Raw genomic sequence first — 18,273 nt, 5'->3', positions numbered from 1 at the left:
AATCGTCCCTGGGAGCACGTCCGTGGCAGCCCTCGCGCGCTGGTGCGTCCGGCACCGACTGATCGCCGTCCTGCTGTGGCTGTGCGCCTTCGGCGGGGCCACCGCGGCCGCCTCCGTCGCCGGCACGTCGTACTCGAACGACTACTCGGTCCCCGGCACCGAGTCCGGCCGCGCCGCACAGCTGCTCCGGACGGGCTTCCCGGGCCTCGGCGGCGACAGCGACACCGTCGTCTGGCACACCGCCAGGGGCACCGTCCGCGCCGCCCACGTCGAACGGAACATGACCACCGCCCTCGACCGGATCGCCCGGCTGCCCGGCATCGCCTCCGTGGACGGGCCGTACGACGGCCAGGGCGGCCGGCAGATCAGCGCCGACGGGCGCACCGCCTACGCCACCGTCACCTTCGCGCGCCAGGCCGAGGACATCGGCAGGAACGAGGCCCAGGCCGTCGTGGGCGCCGCGAAGGCGGCCGAGGGCGACGGGCTCCAGGTGGAGCTGGGCGGCAGCGCCATCGGGCTCACCGAGACCCCGGACGACCGCACCGCCGAGGTGGTCGGCGTCCTCGTCGCCGCCGTCGTCCTCTTCCTCGCCTTCGGCTCCCTCGCCGCCTCCCTGCTGCCGATCGCCACCGCACTGATCGGAGTCGGCACCGCCCACGCCGGCATCGGACTGCTCGGCCACGCCATGACGGTCGCCGACTTCGCGCCCATGCTCGGCATGCTCGTCGGCCTCGGCGTCGGCATCGACTACGCGCTGTTCATCGTCACCAGGCACCGGCGCGGACTCAAACGCGGCCTGGACGTCACCGAGGCCGCCGTGAGCGCCGTGACGACCACCGGACGCGCCGTCGTCTTCGCGGGCGCCACCGTGTGCATCGCCCTGCTCGGCATGCTGATCCTGCGCCTGAGCTTCCTCAACGGCGTCGCCGTGGCCGCCGGCCTCACCGTGATCCTCACCGTCGCCGCCTCGGTCACCCTGCTGCCCGCCCTGCTGTCGTACCTCGGCCCGCGCGCCCTCGGCCGCCGCGAACGCCGCCGGCTCGCCGAGCGCGGGCCGCGCCCCGAGGTGCCCACCGGCCTCGCCGCCCGCTGGTCCGCGCTCGTGGAGCGGCGCCCCAAACTGCTCGGCTCGCTCGCCGTCGCCGTGATCGCGCTGCTCGCCCTGCCCACCCTCTCGCTCCACCTCGGCACCTCCGACCAGGGCAACGACCCCCGCACCTCCACCACCCGCAAGGCGTACGACCTGCTCGCCGACGGCTTCGGGCACGGCGTCAACGGGCCGCTGACCCTCGTCACCCGGGTGGACGGCGCCGCCGACCGGCTCGCCCTGGACAACCTCGACACCACCCTGCGCGCCACCCCCGGCGTCGCCTCCGCCACCCCGGTCGCCTACGCCACCGGCGGCGAGACCGCCTACCTGACCGTCGTCCCCGGCTCCGCGCCCCAGTCCCAGCACACCAGCGCCCTGGTGGACCGGCTGCGCGAGGCGGTGCTGCCCCGCGCCGAGCAGGGCACCTCCCTCGACATCCAGGTCGGCGGGGTGACCGCCAGCTACGACGACTTCGCCGACGTGATAGTCGGCAAACTCCCCCTGTTCGTCGGCACCGTCATCGGGCTCGGCTGCCTGCTGCTGCTCGTCGCCTTCCGCTCGCTCGGCATCCCGCTCAAGGCCGCCGTGATGAACATCGCCGCCGTGGCCGCCGCGTTCGGCGTGGTCGTCGCCATCTTCCAGTGGGGCTGGGGCAGCGAACTGCTCGGCCTCGGCCGCGCGGGCCCCATCGAACCCTTCCTGCCCGTGATCATGGTCTCGGTGCTCTTCGGACTCTCCATGGACTACCAGGTCTTCCTGGTCAGCCGGATGTACGAGGAGTGGCTGGCGACCGGCGACAACCGGCGCGCCGTCCGCGTGGGCCTCGCCGAGACCAGCCGGGTGATCAACTCCGCCGCCGTGATCATGATCTCGGTCTTCCTGGCCTTCGTGCTCAGCGGCGACCGTGTGATCGCCATGTTCGGCATCGCGCTCGCCGCCGCCGTCGCCCTCGACGCCTTCGTGCTGCGCACCCTCCTGGTGCCCGCCCTGATGCATCTGCTCGGCGCCGCCAACTGGTGGCTGCCCGGCTGGCTGGAGCGCAGGCTGCCGCGCATCAGCATCGAGCCGCCGGAGTGCCGCGCCGCGCATGAGAGGCTCGGACGGATCCCGGCCGAGCGGATCGGCGGGGACCGGATCCACGAACAGCAGAAGGAAGCACAGCGCGATGTACGCGATATCCCTGGGTGACGGCGCCGAACTGCGCCCGTTGGAGATCTGGCACGCCGAGGAGATGCTGGCCAACATCGACCGGGGCCGCGCGTTCATCGGTCGGCACATCGGACTGCCGGAGGTGGTGGCCGACCTGGAGGGCGCCCGCGCCTACCTGAGGTCGTACGGCGAGAAGCGCGCCACCGACACCGGCGCGCTGCACGGCATCTGGCAGGACGGGACACTCGTCGGCGGGCTGCTCTTCCGCACCTGGGACACGCCGGGCGGGGTGTGCGAGGCCGGCTGCTGGCTGGAGCCGGCGGCGGCCGGGCGGGGGCTCGTCACCCGGGGCATGCGGCTCCTGATCGACTGGGCGTTCGAGACGCGCGGGATGCACCGCGTGGAGTGGCGGGTGGCCACCGGCAACCAGCCCAGCATCAACGTGGCCCGGCGGCTCGGCATGACCCGTGAGGGTGTACTGCGCGAGAACTACCCGCACGACGGGGAGCGCACCAGCACCGAGATCTGGTCGGTGCTGGCCCCCGAATGGCCCACGGCAGGCGAGGGCGCCGCGCAACACGCCCATTGACGATCATTAAGCGACCTCTCAGACGGCGTCCGTACGGTTGTTGCCATGGCAACGAAGACATCGGAAGACGCCGCGGCCGGTACGACGGCGGCGCAGCACGACGACGAGACGGCACAGGGGGTCGAGACCGCGGCGCGGGACACCGCGGGGAAGACGGAGACCGAGGGCGCGGCGGCGGCCGGGAGCACCGGGGCGGCGGCCGACGGCGCGCCCGCCGGGGAGACGGCCGGGGAGCGGGCCGGGGAGACACCGGACGGGCCCGCGGACGAGTTCGAGGACGACGCGGCGGACGCCAAGGCGACCTCCGGGGTCGGCCAGGGCGCCGGTGCCGTGGTCGCCGCCGCGCTGGGCCTGGTCTCGCTCAGCGGCGGCTGGATCGGCACGGTCGCGGGCGCCCGCCAGCAGCTCATCGGCCAGCTGCGGACGTCCTCCACGGCGGGCGTCGCCACCCAGATCAAGGCGGTCTACGGCGACTCCTGGCACACCACCGCGCTGTGGGCCGGCTTCTTCGCGCTGCTCGCGCTGATCACCGGCGTGGTCGTCCTCGCCCGCCCCGCCTTCGGCACCCCCGGCCGCCCGCAGGCGCCCTGGATCAAGTCGGTGGCCTGGGCCGGCGTCTCGCTCGGCGTCATCGGGCTGCTGCTGGCGGTCCTGAAGTACTCGGACGCGCTGCTGGCGCTGCCGTCGGCGGGCTGAGCGGGCGGTAGCCCCCGAAGCACAGGGGCCTCAGGGAGTTCGTGCACATGTCACGGGTCCCCGAGGCCCCTTGTGTGTGCGGGGCGCGGGACAATGGCGGTGGTCCGGGGACAACCGGCAAGGGGGAGGAACCGTGTTCGACGCCTTCAGCGAACTGTTCACGCCCGGTCGGGGGCACACCCGCGACGAGCAGAACCGCCTCGAACTGAGCCGGGAGGAGGTCGGCGACAGCGACCCCGGCCGCGGTCCCATAGACCTCACCTCCGGCAAGGCGGTCATCCGCCTGTCCGCCCCGGAGCCGGAGGCCGAGCAGGAGCCGGAGGCCGAGCCGGAGCCGGAGGGGCCCGAGGAGTCGTAGGCGCGGCTAACTCACCTGAAGCTCCAGGATCCTGTCGTCGCCCTTCTTCGGATGCCCCCGCCCGTCCGTGTTGTTCGTGATCAGCCACAGCTTGCCGTCGCCCGCCGGGGCGACTGTGCGCAGACGGCCGTAGGCACCGGTGAGGAAGGACTGCGGGGCGGCCGCGGCCCGGGTGCCCCGCAGGGGGACGCGCCACAGGCGTTCGCCCTTGAGGGCGGCCATCCAGATGACGCCGTGGACGTAGGCGATGCCGCTGGGGGAGGCGTCGTCGGTGTGCCACTCGGCGAGGGGGTTCTGGAAGCGCGGGTCGGTGGACCTGCCCTCGGCGTCGGGCCAGCCGTAGTCGCCGCCGGGCTTGATGGCGTTCAGCTCGTCCCAGGTGTCCTGGCCGAACTCGGAGGCGAACAGGCGCTGACGGTCGTCCCAGGCGAGGCCCTGGACGTTGCGGTGGCCCAGGGAGTACACGGGGGAGCCGGGGAAGGGGTCGCCGGGTGCCGGATCGCCGTCCGGGGTCAGCCGGAGGATCTTGCCGCCCAGGGAGTCCCGGTCCTGGGCGAGACCGCGCCGGCCGCTCTCGCCGGTGCCGGCGTACAGCATGCCGTCGGGGCCGAAGGCGATCCGGCCGCCGTTGTGGACGGGGCCCTTGGGGATGCCCTTGAACAGCGTGTCGGGTGCGCCCAGTTGCTCACCGGCCGGTTTCTTGTCGTCGTAGAGCATGCGGACGACGCGGTTGTCCGAGGCGGAGGTGAAGTAGGCGTAGATCATGTGGTCCGAGGCGAAGCGCGGGGACAGCGCGATGCCCAGCAGGCCGCCCTCACCCGCCGGGGAGACCCCGGAGACCGCGCCCAGGTCGGTCTTGCGGCCCGTGTCCGGGTCGACGCGGGTGATCGTCCCCTCGTCGCGGGAGGAGACCAGCAGATCGCCGCCCGGCAGCACGGCGAGACCCCACGGCGAGTTCAGGCCCTCGGCCACCGTGCGCAGCAGCCGTACCGAGCCCTTGGCCGGTGCCGCCGACTCCGGGGCCGGGGCGGCGGGCGCGCCGCCTGGGGGCGCCGTGTGCGGGAGCCGGCCGGGGAAACCCACTCCCGGGGAGCCGGAGGAGCAGCCCGCCGCCAGCAGGAGGGCGGTCGCGGCCAGCACGGTCGGCACAGCTCGGCGTCGCACGATCACGATCCCTTCGGGACGGGGTTCCAGCGGCAGATCTTCCCCTGCCAAGGGTCCCTCAGTCCCACGACCCCCGCGCCCCCGGCAGCCGCCCGATCTCCGCCAGGTCCGCCGCCGACAGCCGCAGTCCGGCCGCCGCCGCGTTCTCCGCCGCCCAGTGCTCCCGCTTCGTGCCCGGCAGCGCGATCACATGGCGGCCCCGCGCCAGCACCCAGGCCAGCGCCACCTGCGCCGGGGTGACCTCCGGGCCGTGCCGCCGGGCGACGCGGCGCAGCCCGGCCACGATCGGCTGGTTGGCGGCCATCATCTCGGCGGTGAACCGGGGGTGCCGGGCGCGCACGTCGTCCGCTTCGAAGCCCTCGCCCGGAGTGAGCGTGCCGGTCAGGAAGCCGTTGCCCAGCGGCATCGCCGCCAGGAAGCCCACGCCGCGCGCCTCGCACCACGGCAGCAGCGTGCGCAGCGCCTCCGGGGACCACACCGACAGCTCCGCCTCGACCGCGGCCACCGGGAACACCTGCTGCACCCGCTGCAACTGGCGCAGCGTGCCGTCGTAGAGGCCCCTGCCCGAGCGGCGCCCGCCGCGCGCGCCCAGCGCGCACAGGCCCAGCGACCGCACCTTCCCGGCCCGCACCAGCTCGGCCATCGCGCCCCAGGTCTCCTCGATCGGCACCTCGGGGTCGGGGCGGTGCAGCTGGTAGAGGTCGATCACATCCGTCTGGAGCCGGCGCAGCGAGGCGTCGCAGGCCCGTCTCACATAGCCGGGGCGGCCGTTGGCCACGATGTGCTGCTCGCCCACCAGCAGCCCCACCTTCGTGGAGACGAACGCGTCCGCCCGCCGCTCCCTCAGCACCCGCCCGAGCAGCAGCTCGTTGGTGAACGGGCCGTACATGTCCGCGGTGTCCAGCAGACTCGACCCGAGGTCCAGTGCCCGGTGCACGCATCTCACCGACTCCTCGCCCCGCTGCCGCGAGGTGCTGTACGCCCAGCTCATCGGCATGCACCCGAGTCCGACGGCCCCCACCGCGAGCGCCCCCGCGCCGATCGTCCTGCGCTCCACCTGCTCCGGAACCTCCCCTAGCCTGACCCCCAACCTAACCTCTGCGCCGCGCGTACCTGACATAGCCTCCTGGCCATGAGCGCAGACGTATGGCTTCCGCTTCCGCCCGAGGAGATCGAGGGGCTGCCCGAGGGTCTCCGGTACCTGTTCTGGGACGGGGGCGAGGACGGCGACCAGGAGTTTCCGGGCGACCCCGCGCACTGCGTGATGTACGTGGTGCCGTACATGAAGCGGTGGCCGGTCAAGGTGCGCCCGCTGGAGCAGCTGACCGGCGTCCGGGTCATCCAGACGCTCACGGCCGGCGTCGACGACATCACGGCGCGGCTTTCGGCCATCGTGCCGGGCGTACGGCTGTGCAACGCGCGCGGGGTGCACGAGGCGAGCACCGCCGAGCTGGCGCTCACCCTGACCCTGGCCGCGCTGCGCGGCATCCCGGACTTCGTGCGGGACCAGCAACAGGAGCGCTGGCGGGGGGCGTTCAGGCCCGCGCTCGCCGACAGGAACGTGCTCATCGTCGGCTACGGCTCGATCGGCGCCGCCATCGAGGACCGGCTCACGCCCTTCGAGCTTGCGCGGGTGGCGCGCGTCGCGCGCTCCCGGCGCACCACGGCGCGCGGTCCCGTACATCCGATCGCCGATGTGCTCTCTCTGCTTCCGGACGCCGATGTCGTGATTCTGTCCACCCCCCTCACGGACGCCACCCATGGTCTGGTGGACGCCGAGTTCCTCTCCCGGATGAAGGACGGGGCCCTCCTGGTGAACGTCGCCCGCGGACCCGTCGTGGACACGAACGCGCTGCTCGCGGAGCTGGAGCGGGGCCGGCTCCTGGCCGCCCTGGACGTCACCGACCCCGAGCCGCTGCCGCCCGGCCACCCCCTCTGGAAGGCCCCCGGCGCACTCATCACCCCGCATGTCGGCGGACCCACGTCGGCCTTCCGCCCGCGCGCCGAGCGGCTGCTGGTCGATCAGCTGACCCGGTTCGTGCGCGACGAGCCACTGCGGAACGTGATCCTGACGACCGGAGCGGACCCGAAGGACCCGGTGGGAACGGCCCCGGAAGATCCCGCCGGGACAGATCCGGAGGGCCCGGACACCCCGGGAACGAACGGGCGTTAGGGCCTTTCCGGCACCCTCCGCGACCTCCCGGACGCGGCCCGTGCCCGCATCGCCGCTGATCGTCACGGAGCGTAGAGAAGCTATGTCCCTGAGTGACGAACCTGGTGTATCGTCCCGACAGGGGCAGCGCCGCCTACATCGGCGCCGGGGATGACATTTCAGATCTTGTGAGGGGGGCGACGGGCGATGCACGGCCTATGGACGAACGATCCGACGCGGTGGAGCCGCCGACGGCGGCCCTGGCGCACGGCCGCGGGCAGACGCGGCCATCACACCGCTCACCACAGCCACCACCCGCGTCGGCCGGCCGGCCCCCGCAGGCACGCACACCCGGTCCGCCGGGTGCGGCGGGACGCGAGCGCCTCACCCGCCGGGAGGCCCCGGTGAGCGCGCCCACGCCGACCACCACCGTCCACGCAGAGGTGCGCGCGCCGCACCCGCACCAGGACCCGCCGGCGCGCGGACGGGTCCGCGTCAGGCGCACCCGCGCCTCCGAACAGCTCGTCCTCGCCCTCGTCTGCGCGACGTACGCCGTCGGCGCCGCGTTCGACTGGGGCACGGACGAGATCGCGCTGGTCATGGGTGACTTCGGGCTCAGCGCCGCGGCCGGCGTCGCCGCCGTCTCCTGCTTCCTGTACGCCCGCGCGACCCGGGTGCGCTACCGCCCGGCCTGGCTGCTGTTCGGCCTCTCCTCGGCCATGGCCTCCCTGGGCAACGCCGTCTGGGGCTGGTACGAGGTCGTACTCGGCCGTCCCGTGCCCAGCCCGTCGTACGCCGATCTGTTCTTCCTGTGCTTCGCGCCGCCCGCGATCGTGGGCCTGCTGGTGCTCGCCAGCCGCCCGGTGACCCGGGCCGGCTGGATCTGCCTGGGCCTGGACGCCTGGCTGATCGGCGGCTCGCTGCTCACCCTGTCGTGGAGCCTCGCGCTCGCCCAGGCCGCCCGGTTCGACGGGCCGAGCGTGGCGCACACCGCGCTCTCGCTGGCGTACCCGCTGCTGGACATCGCGCTGGTCAGCATGGTGCTCGCGCTGCACTTCCGGCGCGCGCCCGGCAACCGCACCGCCGTGAACACCGCGATCGGCGCGCTCGCCCTGACCGTGATGTGCGACGCGCTGTTCACCTCACCGCTGCTGCACAACAGTTACCGCTCCGGGCAGCTGCTGGACGCGGGCTGGTTCGCCGGTTCGCTGCTGCTCGCCTACGCCCCCTGGGCCACACCCCGGCCCGGGAGCGCGCCGTCGGCGCCGGCGGCGGACGGGCGCACCCGCGCGGACCTCGGGCAGCTGCCCGCGCCGCGCGCCGCCGACCACTGGTCGCCCTCCGCGCCCGGCCCGGCCGCCGAGCACAGCCGGGACGCGGGCTCCGGGCAGGACGCCGGCTCCGGGCACGACGCGCACGCGGGTTCCGGGCGCGGCGAGTACGGCGAGTACGACGAGCGCCAAGGCGCGGGGCACGGCTCGTACCCGGACACGGAACCGGGCCACCGCGAGGACACCGGGGACGGCCCGTTCGCGGGCGCCGGGCACGGGCCGCACCCGGCGCCCGCCCCCGCCGACCCCGCTCTCCAGGGCGGCGCCGACCTCGTCCGCTACCCGGCCGGCCGCCCGATCACCGGCTCGCTCGGCGCGCTCACCCCGTACCTCGCCGCCGCGGTGTGCACCCTGGGCATCCTGTACAACGTCCTGAACGGCCGCAGGCCCGACCACGTCGTGCTGATCACCGCGGGCTGCGTGGTGCTCGCCCTCGTGATCCGCCAGGGCATCATGCTGCTGGACAACATCACCCTCACCCAGGAACTGGCGCAGAAGGAGAACCACTTCCGCTCCCTGGTGCAGGGCTCCAGCGACGTCATCATGATCGCCGCGCCCAACGGCATCCTGCGCTACGTCTCCCCGGCCGCCGCCGGGGTCTACGGCCGTCCCGCCGAGGACCTGGTGGGCACCGAGCTGGCCGCCCTGATCCACCCCGAGGACCTCGGCGGCGTGGTGCACGAGGTGCGCCGCTTCCTGGCCGCCAGCCCGCTGACGGAGCCCACCACCCGCATCGAGTGCCGCTTCCGCTCCGGCGGCGGGAGCGGCTGGCTGAACGTGGAGTCCACGGTCAACCGGCACCACGGCGGCCTGATCTTCAACAGCCGGGACGTCACCGAACGCGTGCGCCTCCAGGCGCAGTTGCAGCACAACGCGGAGCACGACCCGCTGACCGACCTGCCCAACCGCGCACTGTTCACCCGGCGCGTCCAGCAGGCCCTGTCCGGCCGCCGGGCCACCGACCGGGGCGCCGCCCTGCGCGGCACCGCGGTCCTCTTCATCGACCTCGACGGCTTCAAGGCCGTCAACGACACCATCGGGCACCAGGCCGGCGACGAACTCCTCGTCCAGGCCGCCCGAAGACTCCAGGACGCGGTCCGCCAGGGCGACACCGCCTCCCGGCTCGGCGGCGACGAGTTCGCGGCCCTGATCGTCGGGGACGGCACCCATGACCGCGCCGCCCGGGAGCGCAACATCCTGGAGCTGGCCGACCGCCTCAGGATGACCCTCTCCCAGCCCTACGCGATCGACGGCAACGATGTCCGGGTCAATGCCTCCATCGGCGTCGCCTTCGCCGAACCCGGCCTCGGCGCGGGCGAGCTGCTGCGCAACGCCGACCTCGCGATGTACCGCGCGAAGTCGGCCGGCAAGGGCCGGGTCGAGCTGTACAAGCCGCAGATGCAGCAGGACGTCGTACGCAAGGCGGAACTGGCCACCCGGCTGCGCGCCGCGCTGCACGACGGGGAGTTCGCGCTGCTGCACCAGCCCGTGGTGTGCCTGGAGGACGGCCGGATCACGGCGGTCTCGGCGCAGGCCCGCTGGCGCTCCTCGCAGGGGGTGCTGTTCACCCCGGCCGAGTTCCTGCGGGTGGCCGAGGACGGCGACAAGACGGCCGAGCTGGACCGCTGGATCCTCCAGGAGGCCGTGGCGGGGGCCGCCGAGCGGGCCGCGAGCGGACTCGTCGTACCGGTGGCGGTGCGGATGAGCGCGCGGCGGCTGCTGGACCGCTCGCTGCCGCCCGGCTCCGTGGAGGCGCTGCTGACCCGGTACGGGCTGCCGCCCGGGGCGCTGATCATCGAGCTGTCCGACACCGACCCCGGGCTCGGTCTGGACGAGCTGGAGCGGCGGCTGGCCGCGCTGAGCCGGCTCGGGGTGCGCATCGCGCTGGACGGCTTCGGCGGCGGCAGCGCGGCGATCACCGCGCTGCGGCGGCTGCCCGTGGACATCCTCAAGCTCGACCGCGCTCTGGTCGAGGGCGTGGTGGAGTCCGCGCGGCTGCACAAGATCACCAGCGGGCTGCTGCGGATCGCGGGCGATCTCGGGATCCAGTCCGTCGCCGAGGGCGTGGACCTGCCCGAGCAGGCGGTGGCGCTGCGCGCGATGGGCTGCACCCACGGCATCGGCGCCGCGTTCTCCGGTCCGCTGGACGAGTACCGGCTGCGCCGGGCGCTCGGCGCCGGGTCCTGCCCGGTGCCGCACCCCGGGACCGGAGCGCACGCGGTGGCCGGATCGCACGCCTCGGGCGCACCCCACGCCCCGGCCGGTCCGCACCTGTCGACCGGACCCCATCTGCCGGCCGAACCGGCGTTCGCGGGCCGAGTAAGGGAAACCCAGGGGCGGCGGGGTGCCGCGGGGGTGTACACCGGAGGAGTACCCGCTGTTTTCGGAGGCGGCAGTGCCCTTCGCTCACATTCTGAGACGCCCGTCCCACCCACTTGACACGTGGTGCGCCCCGGGGGGAGGGTCAGTGCCATGCGCACCCGAATTCTCGTACTTGGACAGCGCGTCGGCTGAGCTGGGACCCACCGGAATGCGATCCGGAATCCCCAGCGACCCTCACCGGCGCGCTCCCCTCGCTTGCCTCACGGCACGAGGGGTTTTTTGTTGCACGAGCGACCCTCGTACGACCGACGAACTCCGCCCGAACCTCGCAAAAACCCTCAGCATCGAGAAGAGAAGCCGATGACCGAGCAGGCCACCGGGGCCCATCATCCGCAGCCCCGGCCCCGATCCGGCGGACAGCACTCCGCCCCCGTCGAGCACGTCACGGGCGCGCAGTCCCTCATCCGCTCCCTCGAGGAGGTCGGGGCGGACACGGTGTTCGGAATTCCCGGCGGCGCGATCCTGCCGGCGTACGACCCGCTGATGGACTCCACCCGAGTGCGCCACGTCCTGGTCCGCCACGAGCAGGGCGCGGGCCACGCGGCCGAGGGATACGCGCAGGCCACCGGCAAGGTCGGCGTCTGCATGGCGACGAGCGGGCCGGGCGCCACCAACCTGGTCACCCCGATCGCCGACGCCCACATGGACTCGGTTCCGATGGTCGCCATCACCGGCCAGGTGTCGTCGAAGTCGATCGGCACGGACGCCTTCCAGGAGGCGGACATCGTCGGCATCACCATGCCGATCACCAAGCACAACTTCCTGGTGACCAAGGCCGAGGACATCCCGCAGGTCATCGCGCAGGCCTTCCACATCGCCTCCACCGGGCGCCCCGGCCCGGTGCTGGTCGACATCGCCAAGGACGCCCTCCAGGCGAGGACCACCTTCTCCTGGCCGCCGGTCATGGACCTGCCCGGCTACCGCCCGGTCACCAAACCGCACGCCAAGCAGATCCGCGAGGCCGCCAAGCTGATCACGGCCGCCAAGCGGCCGGTCCTCTATGTCGGCGGCGGCGTCCTGAAGGCCAAGGCCACCGCCGAGCTGAAGGTCCTCGCCGAACTCACCAGGGCGCCCGTCACCACCACCCTGATGGCGCTCGGCGCGTTCCCCGACAGCCACCCCCTGCACGTGGGAATGCCGGGCATGCACGGTGCGGTCACCGCCGTCACCGCGCTGCAGAAGGCCGACCTGATCGTCGCCCTCGGAGCCCGCTTCGACGACCGCGTCACCGGCAAGCTGGACAGCTTCGCGCCGTACGCCAAGATCGTGCACGCCGACATCGACCCGGCCGAGATCGGCAAGAACCGCGAGGCGGACGTGCCGATCGTGGGCGACGCCCGCGAGGTCATCGCCGACCTGGTCCAGGCCGTGCAGAAGGAGCACAGCGAGGGCAACCAGGGCGAGGCCGCCCGGACGGGATACGCGGCCTGGTGGCAGGACCTCGACCGGTGGCGCGAGACCTACCCGCTCGGCTACGACCGGCCCGAGGACGGCTCGCTGTCCCCGCAGGCCGTCATCGAGCGCGTCGGACAGCTCGCCCCCGAGGGCACCATCTTCGCGGCGGGCGTCGGCCAGCACCAGATGTGGTCCGCGCACTTCATCCAGTACGAGCAGCCCGCCACCTGGCTGAACTCCGGCGGCGCCGGCACCATGGGCTACTCGGTCCCGGCCGCCATGGGCGCCAAGGCCGGCCGGCCCGAGCGGACGGTCTGGGCGATCGACGGCGACGGCTGCTTCCAGATGACCAACCAGGAACTGACCACCTGCGCCCTGAACAACATCCCCATCAAGGTCGCCGTCATCAACAACGGCGCGCTCGGGATGGTCCGCCAGTGGCAGACCCTGTTCTACAACCAGCGCTACTCCAACACCGTCCTGCACAGCGGTCCCGACGACGTCAACCCCGAGGCCCGGGGCACGCGGGTGCCGGACTTCGTGAAGCTGGCCGAGGCGATGGGCTGCGTGGGGCTGCGCTGCGAGCGCCCCGAGGACCTGGACAAGGTCATCGAGGAGGCCAACTCCATCAACGACCGTCCGGTGGTCGTGGACTTCATCGTCCACCAGGACGCCATGGTGTGGCCGATGGTCGCCGCCGGCACCTCGAACGACGAGATCATGGCCGCCCGGGACGTCCGCCCCGACTTCGGCGACAGCGAAGACGACTGAGCGAGAGAGACGTAAAAAGACCATGTCCAAGCACACGCTCTCCGTCCTGGTGGAGAACAAGCCGGGCATCCTGGCCCGCATCGCCGCCCTGTTCTCCCGCCGCGGCTTCAACATCGACTCGCTCGCGGTGGGCGTCACCGAACACCCCGACATCTCCCGGATCACCATCGTGGTCGGTGTCGAGGAACTGCCGCTGGAGCAGGTGACCAAGCAGCTCAACAAGCTCGTCGAGGTGCTGAAGATCGTCGAGTTGGAACCCCATCAGGCGGTCCAGCGCGAACTCGTTCTGGTGAAGGTCCGCGCCGACAACGAGACCCGCTCCCAGATCGTGGAGATCGTCCAGCTGTTCCGCGCCAAGACCGTGGACGTCTCCCCGGAGGCCGTGACCATCGAGGCCACCGGCTCCGGCGAGAAGCTGTCCGCCATGCTCAAGATGCTGGAGCCGTTCGGCATCAAGGAACTGGTCCAGTCCGGCACCATCGCCATCGGCCGCGGCGCCCGTTCGATCACGGACCGCTCGCTGCGCGCCCTGGACCGCTCCGCGTAACACCCGGCACGCACGCGTACGGGCGGCCGGTCCGGCACCGCTCGCCCGTATGCCGAGACCCCCGAACCACCTCACCGCCCACCGTCATACGGTGGGACGCACCACCTGCACACATAGGGAGAGAACCCAAAGTGGCCGAGCTGTTCTACGACGCTGACGCCGACCTGTCCATCATCCAGAACCGCAAGGTCGCGGTCATCGGTTACGGCAGCCAGGGTCACGCGCACGCCCTGTCGCTGCGCGACTCCGGTGTGGACGTCCGGGTCGGCCTGCACGAGGGCTCCACGTCCAAGGTCAAGGCCGAGGAGCAGGGCCTGCGCGTGGTCACCCCGGCCGAGGCCGCGGCCGAGGCCGACGTCATCATGATCCTGGTCCCGGACCCGATCCAGGCCCAGGTCTACGAGGAGTCCATCGCGGCCAACCTGAAGGACGGCGACGCGCTGTTCTTCGGCCATGGCTTCAACATCCGCTTCGGCTTCATCAAGCCCCCGGCCGGCGTGGACGTCTGCATGGTCGCCCCCAAGGGTCCGGGCCACCTGGTCCGCCGCCAGTACGAGGAGGGCCGCGGCGTGCCCTGCATCGCCGCCGTCGAGCAGGACGCCTCCGGCAACGCCTTCGCGCTGGCCCTGTCGTACGCCAAGGGCATCGGCGGCACCCGCGCCGGCGTCATCAAGACGACCTTCACCGAGGAGACCGAGACCGACCTCTTCGGCGAGCAGGCCGTCCTGTGCGGTGGCACGGCCGCTCTGGTCAAGGCGGGCTTCGAGACCCTGACCGAGGCCGGCTACCAGCCGGAGATCGCCTACTTCGAGTGCCTGCACGAGCTGAAGCTGATCGTGGACCTCATGTACGAGGGCGGCCTGGAGAAGATGCGCTGGTCCATCTCCGAGACCGCCGAGTGGGGCGACTACGTCACCGGCCCGCGCATCATCACCGACGCCACCAAGGCGGAGATGAAGAAGGTCCTCTCCGAGATCCAGGACGGCACCTTCGCCAAGAACTGGATGGACGAGTACCACGGCGGCCTGAAGAAGTACAACGAGTACAAGAAGCAGGACTCCGAGCACCTGCTGGAGACCACCGGCAAGCAGCTGCGCCAGCTGATGAGCTGGGTGAACGAGGAGGCGTAAGCCTCACGTCAGGGGGCCGGGGCATGCTGCTCCGGCCCCCATTCGCCACGATCTCCGACAGTACTCCACAGTGGAGTTCCCCGTCCGGGTGATCCTTCCGCAGCGGCGCAAAACGAAGAGCACGGCGCCACTAGACTGCTGCACAACATACGCGTCAGGCCCACAGCGTCGTGCGTCTTCCACGCGGCTAGCACCCCTCCGCCAGCGGCCGTCGGGACGGCCGTCCGCATTGGACTTGTGAGGACCCACGTGAGCTCGAAACCCGTCGTACTCATCGCCGAAGAGCTTTCGCCCGCGACCGTCGACGCCCTGGGCCCGGACTTCGAGATCCGGCACTGCAACGGAGCCGACCGGGCCGAGCTGCTGCCCGCCATCGCCGACGTCGACGCGATCCTGATCCGTTCCGCCACCAAGGTCGACGCCGAGGCCGTGGCCGCGGCCAAGAAGCTCAAGGTCGTCGCCCGCGCGGGCGTCGGCCTGGACAACGTGGACGTGTCCGCCGCCACCAAGGCCGGCGTGATGGTCGTCAACGCCCCGACCTCCAACATCGTGACCGCGGCCGAGCTGGCCTGCGGTCTGCTGCTGTCCACCGCCCGCAACATCCCGCAGGCGAACGCGGCGCTGAAGAACGGCGAGTGGAAGCGCAGCAAGTACACGGGCGTCGAGCTGGCCGAGAAGACCCTCGGCGTCGTCGGCCTCGGCCGCATCGGCGCCCTGGTCGCGCAGCGCATGTCCGCCTTCGGCATGAAGGTCGTCGCCTACGACCCGTACGTGCAGCCGGCGCGCGCCGCCCAGATGGGCGTCAAGGTGCTGTCCCTGGACGAGCTTCTGGAGGTCTCCGACTTCATCACCGTCCACCTGCCGAAGACCCCCGAGACCCTCGGTCTCATCGGTGACGAGGCGCTGCGCAAGGTCAAGCCGAGCGTGCGCGTCGTCAACGCCGCGCGCGGCGGCATCGTGGACGAGGCGGCGCTGTACGCGGCGCTGAAGGAGGGCCGCGTCGCCGGCGCCGGCCTCGACGTGTACGCCAAGGAGCCGTGCACCGACTCCCCGCTGTTCGAGCTGGACCAGGTCGTGTGCACCCCCCACCTGGGCGCCTCCACGGACGAGGCGCAGGAGAAGGCGGGCATCGCGGTCGCCCGGTCGGTGCGCCTCGCCCTCGCCGGCGAACTGGTCCCGGACGCGGTCAATGTGCAGGGCGGGGTCATCGCCGAGGACGTCAAGCCGGGCCTGCCGCTGGCCGAGCGCCTCGGCCGCATCTTCACCGCGCTCGCCGGTGAGGTGGCCGTGCGGCTGGACGTCGAGGTCTACGGCGAGATCACCCAGCACGACGTGAAGGTGCTCGAACTCTCCGCGCTCAAGGGCGTGTTCGAGGACGTCGTGGACGAGACGGTGTCGTATGTGAACGCGCCGCTGTTCGCCCAGGAGCGCGGTGTCGAGGTCCGCCTCACCACCAGCTCCGAGGCCAGCGAGCACCGCAATGTGGTGACCGTGCGCGGCACGCTGGGCACCGGCGAGGAGGTGTCGGTCTCCGGCACCCTGGCCGGCCCCAAGCACATCCAGAAGATCGTCGCGGTCGGGGAGTACGACGTCGACCTCGCCCTCGCCGACCACATGCTGGTCCTGCGCTACGAGGACCGTCCCGGTGTCGTCGGCACCGTCGGCCGCATCCTCGGCGAGGCCGGTCTGAACATCGCCGGCATGCAGGTCGCCCGTGCCGCGGTGGGCGGCGAGGCGCTGGCCGTCCTCACGGTGGACGACACGGTGACGCCGAACGTGCTGGCCGAGGTCGCCGCCGAGATCGGCGCCGCGTCGGCCCGCTCGGTCAACCTGGTCTGACCCGGCTCGAAGAAGGCCGGGCGCACCGAGGACCTCCTCGGCGCGCCCGGCCTTCCGCCGTCCCTGGAGCCGCCCCGGCACACCGGAAGAAGAGGGAGGCATGGCGAAGGGGCTTACCCCTGGCCGCAGTTGGGGACAACCGGAACTTTTTCGCCGTGCCCCTACAGCCGCGCCCTCTTGAGTGCCATGTGCAGCAGCAGCCGGTCCTCGCCGTCGTCCAGGTCGAGGCCCGTCAGCTGTTCCACGCGGTTGAGCCGGTAGTAGAGGGTCTGGCGGTGGACGCCCAGCTCGGACGCCGTACGGCCCGCCTGGCCCGCGCAGTCGAGATAGACCTCGGCGGTGCGGGCCAGCTCGCGGTGGGCGGGGGAGAGCAGGGGGCCGGCGGCCGGGTCCTGCGCGGATTCCGGGGGGAGCGCGGTCAGCAGGCGGTAGGGCCCGATGCCCCGCCACTGCGCGACCGGCCCGAGGTGCCGTTCGGCCAGCGCGGCCTGTGCCGCGGCGCGTGCCTCCTGCCAGACCGCGCCCAGCTCGGCCAGTCCGATGCGGGGGTCCCCGATCCCGGCCGCGGGCCCGCCGTACCCGGCCGCCCCGAGGCCGCCCGGGTACCGGCCCGCCCCGGCGACCCCCGCGGCGACGGCCGCCGCCACCGCGGCCCCGGCTCCCCGTGGCACCGGCCCGCGCGTCTCCTTGCCCGACGTTCCCCCGGCCCCGTTGCCCGCGGCGCCCCGCGTCCCGGTGCCGGAACGACCCGGTGCCGGGCCCCCCTGCGCCGTTGCCCCCGAACCCCCAGGCACCCGGAGAGCCCCCCAGGCGCCCTCCGCCTCCTCCAGCACCCGGCCCGCCGCCGCCAGCGCGGGCGCGTCCACGGCCGGGGAGCGGAGCCGGACCAGCACCGCGAGGCTCTGGCCCGTGGCCCCCCAGGGGATCGTGCACAGCGCCGCCGCGTGCGGGACGGAACGGGCGGAGGGTGCGTCGCCCGGGTCGGCGGAGGGCCAGGGGGCCACACAGATCAGGGTGTGGGGGCCGTCCGCGCGGGGCCCGAGCGCGGTGCGCAGATCGGCCACCGCCATGTCCCGCTGCCAGCCGCCCTCCGCCGTGAGGACCGCCCGCAGTTCCCGGCTCAGGCCCGCCCCGGCCTCCGCCTCGTCCGCCAGCAGCGCGCCGATCCGGCCGGCCACCCGCATCGCGGCGTCGAGCTGGGCGTCGGCCGGCCCGGACTCGCCCTCCAGGAGCCAGACATAGCCGACGACGACGCCCCGGTGGCGCACCGGCAGACAGATCCGGCCGCGGTAGACACCGGCCTCGGGGCTCGGCGGGATACGGACCGGGCCGGTGGCGCGGGTGATGCCGAAGCCCTCGAACCAGGTGCGCACGCCCGCCGTGGAGCGCCGGGTCAGGATCGAGCGGGTGCGGACCGGGTCGAGGGCCGAGGCGTCCAGCTCGTCGTCGCTGTCGTACGCGCCGAAGGCGAGCAGCTCGAAGTCGCGGTTCTCCAGGGTCGCGGGCGCGCCCAGCAGCTCCGAGATCTCGTCCACCAGTTCCTGGTAATCGCCCTTGTAATCCGCCGCCACCCGGGCATTCTCCCGCATTTTCCAGCCATCTTCATACAGATGTCTGAGATCCCGGGCACGGATGCGTGACAGCTGTCCGTGGCCGACGATCAGAGGGATCCGTAGGTTT

The 18,273-nt window shown here is 72.7% G+C and carries 13 protein-coding genes; 10 read left to right on the top strand and 3 right to left on the bottom strand.

The window, feature by feature from the left end; translation table 11 throughout:
* The first annotated feature begins 22 nt into the window (after nucleotides 1-22).
* The 4 genes from QHG49_RS11125 (at nucleotide 23) to QHG49_RS11110 (ending at nucleotide 3,882) form a co-directional block, all read left to right on the top strand.
* Nucleotides 23-2,278, top strand: coding sequence for an MMPL family transporter (locus QHG49_RS11125; protein ID WP_301489163.1), 2,256 nt, complete (start codon nucleotides 23-25; stop codon nucleotides 2,276-2,278).
* Complete coding sequence (locus QHG49_RS11120; protein WP_159705254.1) at nucleotides 2,256-2,828, top strand: GNAT family N-acetyltransferase; 573 nt, start codon at nucleotides 2,256-2,258, stop codon at nucleotides 2,826-2,828. Before QHG49_RS11125 ends, QHG49_RS11120 begins: the two co-directional genes overlap by 23 nt.
* 45 nt (nucleotides 2,829-2,873) lie before the next feature.
* Nucleotides 2,874-3,524 carry a hypothetical protein gene (locus QHG49_RS11115; protein WP_301489160.1) on the top strand — a complete coding sequence of 217 codons (651 nt, stop codon included), beginning with the start codon at nucleotides 2,874-2,876 and terminating at the stop codon, nucleotides 3,522-3,524.
* 133 nt (nucleotides 3,525-3,657) lie between these two features.
* Nucleotides 3,658-3,882 (top strand): DUF6191 domain-containing protein, encoded by a 225-nt coding sequence (locus QHG49_RS11110; protein WP_301489158.1) that lies wholly within the window; start codon nucleotides 3,658-3,660, stop codon nucleotides 3,880-3,882.
* 6 nt (nucleotides 3,883-3,888) lie between these two features.
* Here QHG49_RS11110 and QHG49_RS11105 read toward each other — a convergent pair whose 3' ends face one another.
* The gene (locus QHG49_RS11105) at nucleotides 3,889-5,052 is read right to left on the bottom strand and encodes a sorbosone dehydrogenase family protein (RefSeq protein WP_370530453.1); all 1,164 of its coding nucleotides are present in this window, start codon (nucleotides 5,050-5,052) and stop codon (nucleotides 3,889-3,891) included.
* Nucleotides 5,053-5,104: 52 nt separating this feature from the next.
* Nucleotides 5,105-6,103 carry an aldo/keto reductase gene (locus QHG49_RS11100; protein WP_159705264.1) on the bottom strand — a complete coding sequence of 333 codons (999 nt, stop codon included), beginning with the start codon at nucleotides 6,101-6,103 and terminating at the stop codon, nucleotides 5,105-5,107.
* A 75-nt stretch (nucleotides 6,104-6,178) separates the two neighbouring features.
* On the opposite strand from QHG49_RS11100, the gene QHG49_RS11095 reads away from it, so the two are divergent.
* From QHG49_RS11095 to serA, 6 genes are all read left to right on the top strand, one after another.
* Entirely contained in the window at nucleotides 6,179-7,219 is a 1,041-nt protein-coding gene (locus tag QHG49_RS11095) for a 2-hydroxyacid dehydrogenase (protein WP_159705267.1), read from the top strand.
* 383 nt (nucleotides 7,220-7,602) lie between these two features.
* Complete coding sequence (locus QHG49_RS11090; RefSeq protein WP_301489155.1) at nucleotides 7,603-10,968, top strand: EAL domain-containing protein; 3,366 nt, start codon at nucleotides 7,603-7,605, stop codon at nucleotides 10,966-10,968.
* A gap of 243 nt (nucleotides 10,969-11,211) precedes the next feature.
* Nucleotides 11,212-13,077, top strand: coding sequence for an acetolactate synthase large subunit (locus tag QHG49_RS11085; RefSeq protein WP_159705270.1), 1,866 nt, complete (start codon nucleotides 11,212-11,214; stop codon nucleotides 13,075-13,077).
* Nucleotides 13,078-13,099: 22 nt separating this feature from the next.
* The gene (ilvN, locus tag QHG49_RS11080; protein WP_037657258.1) at nucleotides 13,100-13,624 is read left to right on the top strand and encodes an acetolactate synthase small subunit; all 525 of its coding nucleotides are present in this window, start codon (nucleotides 13,100-13,102) and stop codon (nucleotides 13,622-13,624) included.
* Between the two features lie 131 nt (nucleotides 13,625-13,755).
* Nucleotides 13,756-14,754 (top strand): ketol-acid reductoisomerase, encoded by a 999-nt coding sequence (ilvC, locus tag QHG49_RS11075; protein ID WP_159705273.1) that lies wholly within the window; start codon nucleotides 13,756-13,758, stop codon nucleotides 14,752-14,754.
* 249 nt (nucleotides 14,755-15,003) lie between these two features.
* A complete protein-coding gene (gene serA / locus QHG49_RS11070; protein WP_145485656.1) occupies nucleotides 15,004-16,593 on the top strand; it encodes a phosphoglycerate dehydrogenase in 1,590 nt (529 codons plus the stop codon).
* 161 nt (nucleotides 16,594-16,754) lie between these two features.
* On the opposite strand, the gene QHG49_RS11065 is transcribed toward serA, so the two are convergent.
* The gene (locus tag QHG49_RS11065; RefSeq protein ID WP_301489152.1) at nucleotides 16,755-18,182 is read right to left on the bottom strand and encodes a CdaR family transcriptional regulator; all 1,428 of its coding nucleotides are present in this window, start codon (nucleotides 18,180-18,182) and stop codon (nucleotides 16,755-16,757) included.
* Nucleotides 18,183-18,273: the final 91 nt, after the last annotated feature.

The sequence above is a fragment of the Streptomyces sp. WP-1 genome, from assembly GCF_030450125.1.
GTDB lineage: Bacteria > Actinomycetota > Actinomycetes > Streptomycetales > Streptomycetaceae > Streptomyces > Streptomyces incarnatus.
This window is presented reverse-complemented; position numbering and strand designations above follow the sequence as displayed.